This is a genomic window from Pseudomonas sp. LARHCG127, assembly GCF_052871455.1.
Genome location: NZ_JBIXJT010000008.1, coordinates 328,555 through 341,598 on the forward strand (window position 1 = coordinate 328,555; position 13,044 = coordinate 341,598).

12 protein-coding genes and 1 rRNA gene are annotated in these 13,044 nt (G+C 61.1%); 5 read left to right on the forward strand and 8 right to left on the reverse strand.

The window, feature by feature from the left end:
- Position 1: 1 nt before the first annotated feature.
- A complete protein-coding gene (locus ACIPQ1_RS16370) occupies positions 2-1,162 on the forward strand; it encodes a hypothetical protein (protein ID WP_411385635.1) in 1,161 nt (386 codons plus the stop codon).
- Between the two features lie 177 nt (positions 1,163-1,339).
- On the opposite strand, the gene can is transcribed toward ACIPQ1_RS16370, so the two are convergent.
- Both can and ACIPQ1_RS16380 read right to left on the reverse strand, forming a co-directional pair.
- Entirely contained in the window at positions 1,340-1,984 is a 645-nt protein-coding gene (gene can, locus ACIPQ1_RS16375) for a carbonate dehydratase (RefSeq protein WP_003185433.1), read from the reverse strand.
- 5 nt (positions 1,985-1,989) lie between these two features.
- Positions 1,990-2,118, reverse strand: a complete 129-nt coding sequence (locus ACIPQ1_RS16380; protein WP_264083867.1) for a hypothetical protein — start codon at positions 2,116-2,118, stop codon at positions 1,990-1,992.
- Between ACIPQ1_RS16380 and ACIPQ1_RS16385 the strand changes: the two genes are divergently transcribed.
- Positions 2,117-2,521 carry a serine kinase/phosphatase gene (locus ACIPQ1_RS16385; protein ID WP_411385636.1) on the forward strand — a complete coding sequence of 135 codons (405 nt, stop codon included), beginning with the start codon at positions 2,117-2,119 and terminating at the stop codon, positions 2,519-2,521. The genes ACIPQ1_RS16380 and ACIPQ1_RS16385 overlap by 2 nt on opposite strands.
- Positions 2,522-2,774: 253 nt before the next feature.
- Here the strand turns inward: ACIPQ1_RS16385 and rimI are convergent, their stop codons facing one another.
- Together rimI and ACIPQ1_RS16395 are read right to left on the reverse strand one after the other, a co-directional pair.
- On the reverse strand, positions 2,775-3,227 hold the full coding sequence (gene rimI, locus ACIPQ1_RS16390; RefSeq protein ID WP_250965035.1) for a ribosomal protein S18-alanine N-acetyltransferase: 453 nt from the start codon (positions 3,225-3,227) through the stop codon (positions 2,775-2,777).
- Entirely contained in the window at positions 3,220-3,999 is a 780-nt protein-coding gene (locus ACIPQ1_RS16395) for an energy transducer TonB (RefSeq protein ID WP_250965036.1), read from the reverse strand. Before ACIPQ1_RS16395 ends, rimI begins: the two co-directional genes overlap by 8 nt.
- A 180-nt stretch (positions 4,000-4,179) precedes the next feature.
- On the opposite strand from ACIPQ1_RS16395, the gene mksB reads away from it, so the two are divergent.
- From mksB to mksF, 3 genes are read left to right on the forward strand one after another with little or no spacing between them, the layout of a single operon-like run.
- Positions 4,180-5,460 carry an Mks condensin complex protein MksB gene (gene mksB / locus ACIPQ1_RS16400; RefSeq protein ID WP_411385637.1) on the forward strand — a complete coding sequence of 427 codons (1,281 nt, stop codon included), beginning with the start codon at positions 4,180-4,182 and terminating at the stop codon, positions 5,458-5,460.
- On the forward strand, positions 5,450-6,151 hold the full coding sequence (mksE, locus tag ACIPQ1_RS16405; RefSeq protein ID WP_014340217.1) for an Mks condensin complex protein MksE: 702 nt from the start codon (positions 5,450-5,452) through the stop codon (positions 6,149-6,151). Before mksB ends, mksE begins: the two co-directional genes overlap by 11 nt.
- Entirely contained in the window at positions 6,148-8,988 is a 2,841-nt protein-coding gene (mksF, locus tag ACIPQ1_RS16410; RefSeq protein ID WP_411385638.1) for an Mks condensin complex protein MksF, read from the forward strand. The genes mksE and mksF overlap by 4 nt, the downstream gene beginning before the upstream one ends.
- 240 nt (positions 8,989-9,228) lie before the next feature.
- Here the strand turns inward: mksF and ACIPQ1_RS16415 are convergent, their stop codons facing one another.
- The 4 genes from ACIPQ1_RS16415 to rrf all read right to left on the reverse strand — a co-directional run.
- Positions 9,229-11,532: an MlaD family protein gene (locus ACIPQ1_RS16415; protein WP_446534440.1), complete on the reverse strand. Its 2,304-nt coding sequence runs from the start codon at positions 11,530-11,532 to the stop codon at positions 9,229-9,231.
- Complete coding sequence (locus ACIPQ1_RS16420; protein WP_250965041.1) at positions 11,525-12,148, reverse strand: paraquat-inducible protein A; 624 nt, start codon at positions 12,146-12,148, stop codon at positions 11,525-11,527. The genes ACIPQ1_RS16415 and ACIPQ1_RS16420 overlap by 8 nt, the downstream gene beginning before the upstream one ends.
- Positions 12,135-12,794 (reverse strand): paraquat-inducible protein A, encoded by a 660-nt coding sequence (locus ACIPQ1_RS16425; protein WP_446534441.1) that lies wholly within the window; start codon positions 12,792-12,794, stop codon positions 12,135-12,137. Before ACIPQ1_RS16425 ends, ACIPQ1_RS16420 begins: the two co-directional genes overlap by 14 nt.
- A 148-nt stretch (positions 12,795-12,942) precedes the next feature.
- Positions 12,943-13,044, reverse strand: a 5S ribosomal RNA gene (gene rrf, locus ACIPQ1_RS16430); the annotation flags it as partial.

Below are 13,044 nucleotides of genomic sequence, written 5' to 3' on the forward strand. Positions count from 1 at the left end.
CATGTTCAAACTCGCTGTACTTCCCCTTGCCGCCCTCACCCTGAGCGCCGCCGCCCACGCCGCCGACATCGACGTAAATCTTGGCAGCACCGAACGCGTCACCCGTCTCTTCGCTTATCCCAACAACTGCAACGTCATTTGTTTTCGCGACTGGACGCTGGAACAGACCGTCGAGCATTACCTGACGCAAAGTGTCCAGCGCGACGGCTACGACGCGGCCAAGGTCAGCGTCAAAAGCGATAACGGCACCGTCTACGCCAACATCAGCGGCGTGCCGAAAAGCTATGGCCAACCGCTGAAGGCCCTACTCGACGCTGGGGACCTGGCGTACAACGGCGCAACCAAACTCAACAACGACAAGAAATGGTCCTACAACTGGTACCTGTTCCTGCCGCTGGGCATGGCCTTGGAGAACCGCAAGAGCGTCGAGTTACTGCACTTCCCGCCGGATTACTCCCTGACCCAGGCCCAGGATTACTTGGAATCGGCCACCACCGACCGCTGGGCCACGCTGCTCACCGTCAACGGCATCGCCGCGCCAAACACACCCGCCTACCAGACCATCATCGACATCGCGCCCATCGCGGCGCCGTCCAATGCTGGCAGCACCTTGGAGGGGCTCTACAGCTACTTCAACGATTACCAGACCACCATGGTCAAAGAGGTTACCCAAACCGCCAGCGGCGCCGCATTGCCGATGGTGGCCTTCGGAGCGCCCGTTCGGAACTGGATCAAGACCCAGTACGGCCAGACCATAGGCGTGCTCGGCCTGGCAACCATCACGCCGACGGCGGGGGTCAAGGTGCCGGTCCTGGGTTCCAACCACCCGAGCTATATCTGGTACGCCGCTGACAAGGAAAACTACGACGGTGACGAAGCCAAGGCGGATGCCGCCGGCTTGAAAGTCATGGGCCAGGACTTGAGTGCTGCCTGCTGGCAGGCCGGCATGGGCAGCAAGCCGGGCACCGACCCAAGCACCCTGCTGAACCAGTGCACGCAGACCTGGCAGGTCACGGAAAAGGAAAAGACCTGCGAGTTGTTCTACACCTCGGTGCGTAAACTGAGCGAGGCAGACGCGGCGAAGAAATGCGAAACACCGGCGATCAAGTCGCAACTTCCACAATTGAAGGAGCCCATGCCGCTGCCTGCCGAGGCGGTGTAAACCTTGAGGCGCTTTCCCGCGTAAGCCTGCGCTAACGCGGGAAAGCGCCTTTGGCTCCTGTCAGAGTCGACAGTAGATGTCGCCCCCGACTTGGGCGAAGCTATCAAGAGCGTCTTTCAACCACCACATTTCCACGGCACTGGCGTCGTCAATGTCAGTGCGACTGACAAGCCTAAGTCAGGGCGCGCCAACCGGGCGCAGCCGATACTGCGGCGGCAATTGCTCGAAACCGCTGATCGTGGTGTCCAGGCTCTTCCAGCGTCCGTCCTTGATGCCGTAGATGCAGCCATGAATCGACAGTTTCTGCCCACGGTGCCAGGCGTTCTGCACGATGCTGGTATGGCCGACATTGGCGACCTGCTGGATCACGTTGAGTTCGCACAGGCGATCCACACGTTCCTCTTCGGTCGGCAACTGGCCCAACGCCTCGCGATGCTCGTAGTACAGGTCGCGAATCGAGCGCAGCCAGCCGTCGATCAGGCCCAATTGCCGGTCCTGCATCGAGGCGCGCACACCGCCACAGCCGTAATGGCCGGTGACCAGGATGTGTTTGACCTTGAGCACGTCCACGGCGTACTGGATCACCGACAGGCAGTTGAGGTCGGTGTGCAGCACCACGTTGGCCACGTTGCGGTGCACGAACAGATCACCCGGCAGCATGCCAACGATCTCGTTGGCGGGCACCCGCGCATCGGAACAGCCGATCCACAGATACTCCGGGGTTTGCTGACGAGCCAGCTTGGCGAAAAAGTCAGGATCCTCCTGCTTGATCGCATCGGCCCAACGCGCGTTGTTATCAATCAGATCTTGTAATTCGTTCATGCTGTCTAGCCTCGATAGAGAGTGCGCAACTGTGACAGACGACCGCCGGTCGGGGTCACGTCGGTGATGCATTGGAATTCCTGGCTGCGCTGCCGGTCGACACCAGTAAGGCCCACAGTATGAGGAATTGCCATGAATGATTCACGACGCCCCTTCGATGCGACGCAACCGGAACCCATCGACGACAACGAGGATCGCATGGGCTCGATGCATGAGTTGGAGTTCGACGACGAACAGCCCAGCGCGAAAATCGGCGACGAATTGCCACAAGGCGAACGCGAACAGCTGATGCCGCGTGAGCGCGTGCGTGAAGCGGGCATGACCGGCGCCTCGACGGATGACCATCAATCCACCGATGACGACATGAGCCCGGAAACCCTCATCCGCGAAGACGGCGCCCGGGACGCCTCCGAGGCCGGCGACGACGAGCAGGCGGATTGGGACCTGAGCGTCGTGCATGAAAATGATATTGGCGGAGGCGATGGGCTGGATGAAGCGGAAATGGCCGATATCGATCCATTGGATGGCAAGCGCTGACCCGCCCTGTGGGAGCGAGCCCGCTCGCGATAGCGGTGGATCAGCTTGCATCAATGTCGAATGTGCCGCCGTCTTCGCGAGCAAGCTCGCTCCCACATGGATTTGGGTTTGATCGCAAATTTGATGCACACCGCCGAGCCCCTGTGGGAGCGAGCTTGCTCGCGATGGCGGTGGATCAGTTTGCATCAATGTCGGATGTGCCGAAGCCGAAGCCATCGCGAGCAAGCTCGCTCCCACAAGGGGTCGTGGCCGTTCAGTCCACCAAGGTACATGCCATGACCACCGCATCCTCGCGCCCACCCACTGCCGGGTAGTAATCCCGGCGCCGGCCCACTTCGTTGAAGCCATAGCGCTCATACAGCCGGAACGCCGTGCGATTGCTGTCGCGCACTTCCAGGAAACATTCCCGGGCCTCGGCCTTGTAGGCGATCGACATCAGGTGTTCCAGCAGGCACAAGCCCAGGCCACGGCCCTGGTTTTCCGGCTTGACGGTGATGTTGAGCAGGTGCGCCTCGTCCAGGATGATCTGCACCACCCCATGGCCCACTTGCTGCTGGCCTTCGAACATCAGCCATATCTGGTATTTGCCCAGTCCGTCGAGAAATATCCCGCGGGTCCAGGGGTGGCTGTAGGCCGCGTATTCGATTTTCAGTACAGCGTCGAGGTCCGCCTCGGTCATCGGGCGGAACGATACAGCGTCACTCATTCGATTCTTTCCAGCGCGCCATCAGCCGGCGCATGGCTTGCCAGACATCAGCCTTGCGCTGTGGCGTTTCCATTAACAATTCCAGCCCGGGCAACGCCCAGGCCGAGCCCAGGCCTTCGACCTGCAGTTCGCGATTGAACGCCTCGGCATCCGCCTCGCCGGCAAACTTCACCGCCGGCAGGCCGATCAGCCACAGGCACACGCAGGGCTCGTCTTCGAGCCGCGCCGAAACGAAGCCTTGGACGAAATCCCGCGCCGCTTCCGGCCCCTGGTCCATGGTGCCTCGCGACAACAGCGGCCAACGCACCGGTTCGCCAATGATCTGCGGGCTGTCCGGCAGACCGGCGGCGCGCAGCATGTCCTTGAGCAGCAGGTAGGCCGGATCGCGACTTTGAAACGGCTCGCCCGTGGGCAACTCCACCAACAGCAGGCAACGCCCGGCCCGCAGCAGTTGCAGGGCGAAACGCGGCGGGGCGACATAGGGGGCCTTGGGCGGCGCCTCGACCACCTCTTCCACCGGTTTGGCATTGGTGCGGGTCGAGGCCAGGCTCGGGCGCGGCACTTCGATCTTGGGCCGCTCGGGTGCGGCGGCTGGCGCCTCGGCGACCGTCTTGGCCACAGGCGCCGTCACGACCGGCGCGACGTACTCGGGCTCGGGCGTTTCCAACAGCTCGGGCCGCGACGGGGCGGCGAACGGCAATTCGGTACGCGGCAGCCAGTTGACCACCTGCATGGCGGTCAGATAGGCGCGGCGACGGGACTCGATAAGCAAGGGTCGGCCACTTGTGGATAACTGAAAGTGGAAGCGATTCTACCGCCCTTCGACGCGGATCGCTGCCCTGTGAGTCAATTATCGATCAATAGGGAGCGACAGTCCGTCCAAGGGGTGAATCGCAACCGGCCCGATGCAGTACAATCGCCGCTTTTAATTGCCAACCCGACGGCCATTGCGATGATCGAACCCAAGCGCGTCTTGCGCGCCCTCGCCGAACACTGGGCATTGCTGGAACCTTTGTGCGAGCACTTCGACCAGGGCACCCTGAGCCTCAACGAATTGCGTTCACAGCTGGCCGCCCAACAACTGGACAGCACGCCCCAGGACATCACCAACCTGCTGGACGTGTGGATCCGCCTGGACATCCTCGTACCGGTGGCGAAAAGCCCGAACCGCTTCGAGCTCAACGCCCAGATCCATGACTTCCTCGCCTACCTGCGCCGCGAGCACCGCCTGGGCCTGTGCCTGGAGATCGAAGCCTACCTGCGTCACCTCGAACGCCTGGCCGGCTACATCCAGGATGCCTTCGATGTGCGCGACGGCAACGACCTGGCCCGCCAGTTGCGCCTGCTGGACATGCGCGTGCGCGACGTCCTGAAGAAACTGGCCAACGACGAACAGGCGCTGGTGGCCGTCGCCGAACGGGCCAAGACCAGTGACCGGCAGATCCCGCTGCGCCAGCGCTATGCCGAAGTGCTGGCGACCTGGGACGAATACGTCGAGCCGATGATCCAGTTGGTGAACGCTGATGGCGCGTTCGAGCAAGGCGTGCGCAAGGTCGAGAACGTGCTGTTGCGCATGCTCACCGAACAGCAGCGCCTCGGCCACCTGGTGGACGACGACATGCTGCTGCGCACCCACGCGCGCATCCTGGAGATGCAGACCAGCGCCCAGCTGACCCTGCGCCACGCCCGGGAACTGCTTTTGCCGTTGCGCGAAGAGGCCCGCCGCCATAACGCCGTGACCCGTGGCGCGGCGCTGGCCCTGGCGGCCATTCGCCGCAAAGGCATTGACGCTGTGCCGCAAGCGGCCATGCCGCTGTTCACCCGGCCGCAAAGCACCTTCCTGGGCAGCGCCAGCCAGGTTGAAGCCTACGTCTATGCCCTGGCCCGCTTCGAACCGAAACCGGCGCGTTTCCCCAAGTCCCACAAGACCCACAAGGGCGGCGAAGCACCACGTGCGCCGCGCACCGTGCGCGAGATGGTCGAGCGCTGCGAAGACGCCCTGCCGATGCCGGACTTGATGACCTGGCTGCTGGAGCAAGAGCCGGACGGCGCCACCGACGAATTGCTGTACTGGTTCTCGCGCCTGTCGCGGGAAAAACGTTTCAAGCGCGAGCGTCTGGAACGCCGCGAATACCACACTCACGAGCATCAGGTCAGCCTGCGCTCCTTCGCCCTGCTCTCGGCCGGCGACACCGCCGCCGAGGATTCTGCGAGCATCCCCCATGCATCTTGATCTATCCGAACTGTCCCAGCTGGCGCCGATCTTCCGCGAGCTGTTCAAGGGTTACCACGTCAGCCGCCGCGACCCGGAACTGTACGCGCAGTTGTCGAACTTCCAGGACCAGTACCGCACGCTGTTCAAGGCCCTGGGCTTCGAACTGGTCTGCGACACCCGTGGCTTCTACTACTTCGTGCCGGACCTGGCCGCCGCCGCGGTGAACAAGACCGCCCAGCGCCTGGCCCTGTTCACCTTCATCCTGGTCGAGCACCTGGCCGACCAGGGCCGCGACCCCATCGCCGTGCTCGACGGCGGCAGCCTGGGCCGCGATGAGCTGCCTTCATTGCTGGAGAAATACCGCGACCTGTTCATCCAGGCCGAAGTACAGACCCAGGAAGAGCTGGAAGAAAAAATCATGCGCCGCATGACCCAACTGGGTTTTGCCAGCGAAGAAAACGGCGTGTACCGCTTCCTGCCGCCGATGCATCGCTTCCTCGACGTCTGCCTGTCCGTCCAGCAGGACCGCGACCTCGCCGCCAGCCTGCACAGCGTGCTGCCGCTACCGGCACCGGTATTGATCGATGAAGACAGCGACGAAAAACTGCTGCAGACCGATGATCCGCTGGACCTCAGCGAATTCGAAGGCGAAAGCGAAGAAGACGCACTGGCCCGCGCCATTGCCGAAGAACAGGAGACCGACGCATGAGCAAGGAACGCTACGGCATCCGCCGCTTCGCCCTTTTGAACACCGCCGGCTACAGCCTGGGCTTGTTCCCCCTGGAAGAACCGCTGTCGGTGTATGGCGCGAACAACCTGGGTAAATCCGCCTCGATCAACGCCTTGCAGTTCCCGATCCTGGCGCGCATGTCGGACATGAGCTTCGGCAAGTACAGCCTGGAACAATCCCGGCGTTTCTACTTTGCCTCGGACACCAGCTACATCCTGGTTGAAGTCGCCCTGCCCCACGGCCCACACGTGATTGGCGTGGTCGGTCGCGGCCCTGGCGGTGGTTTCGGCCACCAGTTCTTTGCCTATGCCGGCAAACTGGACCTGGCCCACTATCAGAAAAATGACACCTGCCTGCGCCAGAAAGAGCTGTTCACCAACCTGGAGCGCGAAGGCCTGAAAGCCTACGAACTCAAGCCGGATGAACTGCGCCGCCTGCTGGTGGGTGGTCACACCTCGATCCCGCTGGACCTGACGCTGATCCCGCTGCGCTCCACCAGCGAGCAAAGCCTCAAGACCTTCCGCGCGCTGTTTATCAACCTGCTGCACATGCGCGAAATCACCGCAGCCAAGCTCAAGCAACTGTTCCTCGATGCGTTCGAACACAGCCTGCGCTCCGGCAGCGTGGACTACATCGCCGCGTGCGAAGAAGCCTTCCGCGATGTACGACGCATGGAGCAGGACTACAACTCCCTGGTGGCAGCCGGTCCGCTGGTGGAAGCCCTGGCCAATGGCGTGAAGCAGCGCGACATCCTGCGCGGCAAATTGCATCGCCTCTCGCCGTTGCTCGACTCGCTGCTGGGCACCTGGTCGGACTACGCCAGCGCGCGCAAGGAAGAGCTGACCATCCAGGCCGAACACTACCGCAACGAGCAGGATTCGCTGCAGAACGACCAGCGCGGCGGCACCCAGGAACTGATGCGCCTGGAACGGGAAATCAGCGGTATCCAGCGCTGGATCGGCGAGCTGTCGGTGCTCAAGAATCGCTTTGCCCTGGTGGATGACGTCAAGGTCCTGGAGCAACAACTGCTCGCCGCCAAGGACGCCCACGACGAACTGGCCGGCGCCCTGGCCCAGTCCCGGCAGTTCAGCGCCGAAGACTTGGAAGAACGTCTGCGCGACCTGGAAAAGCGCCTGAAGTCGGTCAAGCAGCAACTCGATCACGCCGACAACAACAGCTATGCCCGCCTGCGGGAAGAGTTCTCCCAGCAGGACGTGGAACGCCTGATGCGCTTGTTCAACAGCGCCCTGTTCAGCCTGCCGCTGGGCGAGCACGGCATCGCGCTGGACGAGAACGGCGAGTGGGTCAAATCCATGGAGCTGATCCTCGACGGCTTCAAGGGCGAGCGTTTCGAAGTGCCGGGCCTGTCCATCGACCTGTCCCACATCGAGCCGCCGGCCCTGCAAGCCCTGGCCGACCGTGCCGCACTGCGGGACCAGAAAGAACGCTTGGAAAAAGAGCTCAAGCAGCTCAAGACCCAGCAAGCCGTGGCCGCCGACCGCGCCGCGAGCAAGACCCAGACCGAGGCGCTGTACCAGCAGGTCCTGGACGCACAGAAAGCCCTGGAAGATTTCCGTCGCACCCAGACCTTGAGCGCAGAGGAAGGCGAGAAACTCGAGCAACTGGCGCAGATGGAAGCCGCCCAGGACGAACTCAAGCGCTCCAGCGATGCGTTCACCGAACGCGTCCAGCAGCTGTCCGCCAAGTTGCAACTGGTGGGCCGGCAGATCGCCGACATGGAAGCCAAGCAGCGCACCCTCGACGACGCCCTGCGCCGTCGCCAATTGCTGCCGGCGGACCTGCCGTTCGGCACGCCGTTCATGGACCCAGTCGATGACTCCATGGACAACCTGCTGCCGCTGCTCAACGATTACCAGGACAGCTGGCAAGGACTGCTGCGGGTCGACGGCCAGATCGAAGCGCTGTATGCCCAAGTGCGCCTCAAGGGCGTGGCCAAGTTCGACAGCGAAGACGACATGGAACGGCGCCTGCAGCTGCTGATCAACGCCTACGCCCACCGCACCGACGAGGCCCTGACCCTGGGCAAGGCGCGTCGTGCTGCCGTGACCGATATCGCCCGGACCTTGCGCAACATCCGCAGCGACTACGACAGCCTCGAGCATCAACTGGCGCTGTTCAACCGCGAGATCAACAAGCGCCAGGTGTCCAACCTGCAGAGCTTCCGTATCGTCCTGGCGCCGAACAAGGAAGCGCTCAAGCACATCGACCAGATCATCCACAGCGCCGGCCAGTACGAAGAAGGCGAGACGCTGTCGGTGTTCGATCTCAGCCAGAGCGCCGAGCAGGACAACAAGAACGAAGAAGCCAAGGAATACCTGGCGCGGCTGGTGGCGGCGAACCACAACCAGCTCGGCCTCAAGGACCTGTTCGAACTGGCGTTCGAGATCACCAAGGTCAACGGCCAGCCGGTGATTCACACCGACATCGACGGTGCGGCGTCCAACGGCACCACCATGACCATCAAGGCGCTGACCAACATGTACTTGTTGCTGCACCTGATGGACCGCGAACAGGCCGGTCGCGTGCGCCTGCCGTACTACCTGGACGAAGCGGCGGACATCGACGAGAAAAACCAGGCCGCACTGCTGGAAACCAGTCTGCAACTGGGCTTCGTGCCGATCCTCGCCAGTGTGAAGCCGCAAGTCTGCGCCAGTGTCGCCATCGACCTGGAAGGCGGCAGCGGCCCGAACGGCATTTACATCGACGAAGCGGACTGGAAATACATCCGTCGTCACGATGCGGTGAAGGCCACGGTGAATGTCCAGGCCGATGAGCCGGAGCTGGATTCGGTGTGATGTGAATCTCAGGATGTGAAAAAGGCCGCGATCCATTGGATCGCGGCCTTTTTTATTGCGCTGGTTTTGAGTCCGTAGGAGCTGTCGAGTGCAACGAGGCTGCGATCTTTCCACTGCCATTGAGTCCAGAGCGAAAGATCAAGATCAAAAGATCGTCCGAACGCGGCCCGAGCCTTCGCCAGCTCCTACAGAGCCCAGCGGGAGCAAGCTCCCTCGCCACAGGTATCACATTCAAATAGCTTACTTGCCAAGACTGATCTTCGGTGCCCAGGTCAGCCATTCATCTTCAAACTTGTCGAACAACGGGAAGGTTTGCTCCGGTCGCGCCGGGTTGCCCATCCGCTCACCATCCGGCGTTGCGAACGCAATGCCGCCCTGGATCAAGGTTTCAAGGGACTCGGTTCGCACCGTCGCGCCCTTGAACAGACCGAAGTCCAGACCGAAGCCACTGCTATTCCAGAAGCGGCTGCCGCTGCGCACCAGCGGTGCATACTTGGGCTCGATCAGGATATGGATCAGCACCCGGTCCGCCGTCTGGCCGAGCTCATAACCTGTGACCTTGCCCACCGTGATTTCCCGATAGGTGACCGGCACGCCGATCTTCAACGAACCACGGCGGGCCGCGCTCAGCACCAGGCTGAGACCGGCTTGGGGTATCGCGCTTTCCGGCGGGTTGGCCAGGGCCACGAAGCTTTTCTGCGGCCCAAGGTTTTTCACCGAAGGCTGCACTTCAACGTATTGGCCTGTGACCAGCGTCTCCAGGTTGGAGGTCTTCATCAACCCCAACTCAGGCTTGACCACCCAGAACTGGGACCCGACCCGGGCGATGCGCTCAGGCACTTCGGTGATACGCGCAGTGAGCAACACCGATTGCATGTCGGCGCTGAGATCGACACCTTCGATCTTGCCGACGTCCAACCCTTTGAAACGGATCGGCGTACCACTGCGCAAGCCATCGGCGCGGTCGACCTTGATCGTCACCACGGTGCCGCGCTGTTGTGCGGCTTCGTGATCGGCAAACAGCCGGAAACGCGGAATGCGTCTTTTCAGCGGCACATTGGGTTCCGGCGTTTCGAAGGCAATCCCGCCGGCCATCAGGCTTTGCAAGGACTCGCTCTTGACCTGGATCCCCCCTGTCAAACCGCCCGTGAGCGTGATGCCACTGGCGTTCCAGAACCGTGTCGAGCCGTTGACCAGCCCTTCATATTCCTTCTCGATGTGTACACCAATGATCAGTTGCTTCTTTTTGCGAGAAAACTGGTAGCTCTGCACCGAGCCGACCTTGACCTGCTTGTAGAGAATCGGACTGCCGACTTCCAGGGAACCGAGGTTTTCGGTCAGCAGGACCAAATGCAGGCCCGGTGAACGCAAGTCCAGCGGTGGCGCCTTGGCCCGGGCTTCGTACTCGCGCTGCGGCGCGCCACCCTTGTCACCCGGCCGCACGGCAATGTAGTTGCCCTTGACCAAGGCTTCCAGGCCGGTGATACCCGCCAGGGAGATCGACGGCTTGACGACCCAGAACTGCGTGCCGGTCACCAGGTAATCTTCGGCCAACGGGTCCAGGGTCAGTTCGGCCGTGGCACTGGCCAGATCCGGATCGACCTTGAGGGTCTTCAGACTGCCGACCTGAATGCCTTTGTACATCACAGGTGTGCGACCGGCCTGCAAGCCTTCGAAGTCGCTGAGCTTGACCTTCACGCGAATGCCCGCTGCCGCTGCATCGAAGTCTTCGTAAAGGCGGAAGGGCAGGCTTGGATCCGTCGGCGGACTGTCCTTGCGGCTTTCCGGCGTGGCGAAGGCGATGCCTCCGGCCACGATGCTGGCCAGGGACTCACTGCGCACTTTGACGCCCGAGAGGTTGGCATCGATGCTGATGCCACTGGCGTTCCAGAAACGCGTGTGTTTACGCACCAGGCTGGCGTAGGTCGGCTCGATGAAGATCTTGATTTCAACAGTGCGCTGGTCTTCGGACAACAGGTAGCTTTTCACCTGGCCAACCTGGATCTGCTTGTAGAAAACCGGACTGCCGCGGTCCAGCGACCCCAAGCGCTCAGCCTTCACAGTCAGGTGCAAACCCGGCTTGGAATCCGACAGCGGCGGCTCTTCGACCAAGGCTTTGAATTTACGGGTCGACTCGCCTTCACCCGGACTGATCGCCACGTAGTTGCCCGATACCAGGGTTTCCAGGCCAGTGATCCCGGCCAGGCTCACGCTCGGCTTGACCAGCCAGAAACGTGTTCCGCTCTTGAGGTACTGCCCGACATCCTTGTTCATCTCGATGGTTGCGATAACGCCCTTCGAGCTGCCTTCATCATCGAGCGTGAGGTCTTTGACTTTGCCAACCGTCATACCTTTGTAGACGACCTCGGTCTTGTTGACCTGAATCCCTTCACCGCTCTCAAAGCGCACATTGATTTCGATTCCGGTCTCGTTATAAGCCCGCCAGCCGAGCCAGCCGCCGATGATCAACGCAATCAGCGGCAGGACCCAGATGGCCGACCAGTTCGAAGCCGGTCGGGTTTTAGCGGTAGGCAAATCAGTCATGGTCGTTATCCGACTCCGTGTTATCCCAAATCAGTCGGGGATCGAAGGTTACTGCGGCAATCATTGTCAAAATCACTACGCTGGCGAAAGCAATCGCACCGAGACCGGCTTCGACACTGGCGAGTCGTCCAAAATTCACCACCGCCACCAGGATGGCGATCACGAAAATATCCAGCATCGACCAACGCCCAATGAACTCGATGAAACGGTACATCAGGATGCGTTGCCGCGCCGACATGGGCTGGTGCCGCTGTACGGAAAACAGTAACAAGGCGATGCCCACCAGTTTGAAGGTGGGCACGAGGATACTGGCGATGAACACCACGGCGGCGATAGGGATCATGCCGTGCTGAACCAACTCAATGACACCGGCCATGATGGTGCTCGGAGCGCCTTGGCCCAATGAGTTGATGGTCATGATCGGCAGCATATTGGCCGGGATATAAAGAATCGCGGCAGTGATCAACAACGCCCAGGTCCGCACCAAGCTGTTCGGGCGACGGGGATGGACCCGTGCGCCGCAGCGAGTACAGGTTTGGTTGTCGGTTTCGGCGTCTTGCCGATTCAACTCATGGCATTCCGTACAAACCAGAATGCCGGCATCAATCGCCCGCATGGGCATCTTCTCCTGATAACGCCTGCCAGATCTGATGCGGTGACATCACCACCTCCAGCCAGACCTGAACAAGTAACAAACTGATGAAGCACACCAAACCAAGGCCTACGGTGATGGCCGCCATGTCTGCCAACTTGACGATGGCCACCAACACGCCCATGAGGTAAACCTCGAGCATCCCCCAATCCCGTAGATGGTGATAAATGCGGTACAGCAACAAACCGTAGCTACGGCCAATATCCAAGCGAATGGTCAGCAATACCGCCAACTGACAAAGCAACTTGAGCAGTGGAATGCCCATGCTGCACAGGAACACGACGACCGAGACGCCTTGCATGCCGGTATCGAACAGACCCACTACTCCGCTCCAAACGGTGTCCAGGGAGGACTGCCCGAGCAGATTGAGTTGCATGATGGGTAAGAAGTTGGCCGGCACAAATAACAGCAAGGCAGCGATCACCAAGGCAAGGCTGCGTTCGACTACATTGTGTCTGTGGGCATACAGCTCATAACCACAGCGGGGGCACTCGGCTTTTTCGCCATGGGCCAGTTGGGGCTTGCGCATCAACAGGTCGCACTCATGACACGCCACCAGATCGCTCAGGGGTAGATCTGACAACCTATCAGTGTCTGACGGATCGGGCATAAACAGCTCTGGCTCAGCTAAGGTGGGGCTATTCTAGTGCTCCAGCTCGAAAATAACTGTGCAAATTTATCACGAGCTTTCGCAGCGTTTTATGACGGGCAAAACAAAACCCCTACCTGCATCAGCAGATAGGGGTTTCGGAATTTAATCTTGACGATGACCTACTCTCACATGGGGAAACCCCACACTACCATCGGCGATGCATCGTTTCACTGCTGAGTTCGGGATGGGATCAGGTGGTTCCAATGCT

Excerpts from the sequence above, each read along its gene's own strand:
- can (WP_003185433.1), bottom strand. The coding sequence starts at position 1,984 with ATGAACGAATTACAAGATCTGATTGATAACAACGCGCGTTGGGCCGAT.
- mksE (WP_014340217.1), top strand. The coding sequence starts at position 5,450 with ATGCATCTTGATCTATCCGAACTGTCCCAGCTGGCGCCGATCTTCCGC.
- mksF (WP_411385638.1), top strand. The coding sequence starts at position 6,148 with ATGAGCAAGGAACGCTACGGCATCCGCCGCTTCGCCCTTTTGAACACC.
- ACIPQ1_RS16385 (WP_411385636.1), top strand. The coding sequence starts at position 2,117 with ATGAATGATTCACGACGCCCCTTCGATGCGACGCAACCGGAACCCATC.
- ACIPQ1_RS16425 (WP_446534441.1), bottom strand. The coding sequence starts at position 12,794 with ATGCCCGATCCGTCAGACACTGATAGGTTGTCAGATCTACCCCTGAGC.
- rimI (WP_250965035.1), bottom strand. The coding sequence starts at position 3,227 with ATGAGTGACGCTGTATCGTTCCGCCCGATGACCGAGGCGGACCTCGAC.
- ACIPQ1_RS16420 (WP_250965041.1), bottom strand. The coding sequence starts at position 12,148 with ATGCGGGCGATTGATGCCGGCATTCTGGTTTGTACGGAATGCCATGAG.
- ACIPQ1_RS16370 (WP_411385635.1), top strand. The coding sequence starts at position 2 with ATGTTCAAACTCGCTGTACTTCCCCTTGCCGCCCTCACCCTGAGCGCC.
- ACIPQ1_RS16380 (WP_264083867.1), bottom strand. The coding sequence starts at position 2,118 with ATGGCAATTCCTCATACTGTGGGCCTTACTGGTGTCGACCGGCAGCGC.
- ACIPQ1_RS16415 (WP_446534440.1), bottom strand. The coding sequence starts at position 11,532 with ATGACTGATTTGCCTACCGCTAAAACCCGACCGGCTTCGAACTGGTCG.
- mksB (WP_411385637.1), top strand. The coding sequence starts at position 4,180 with ATGATCGAACCCAAGCGCGTCTTGCGCGCCCTCGCCGAACACTGGGCA.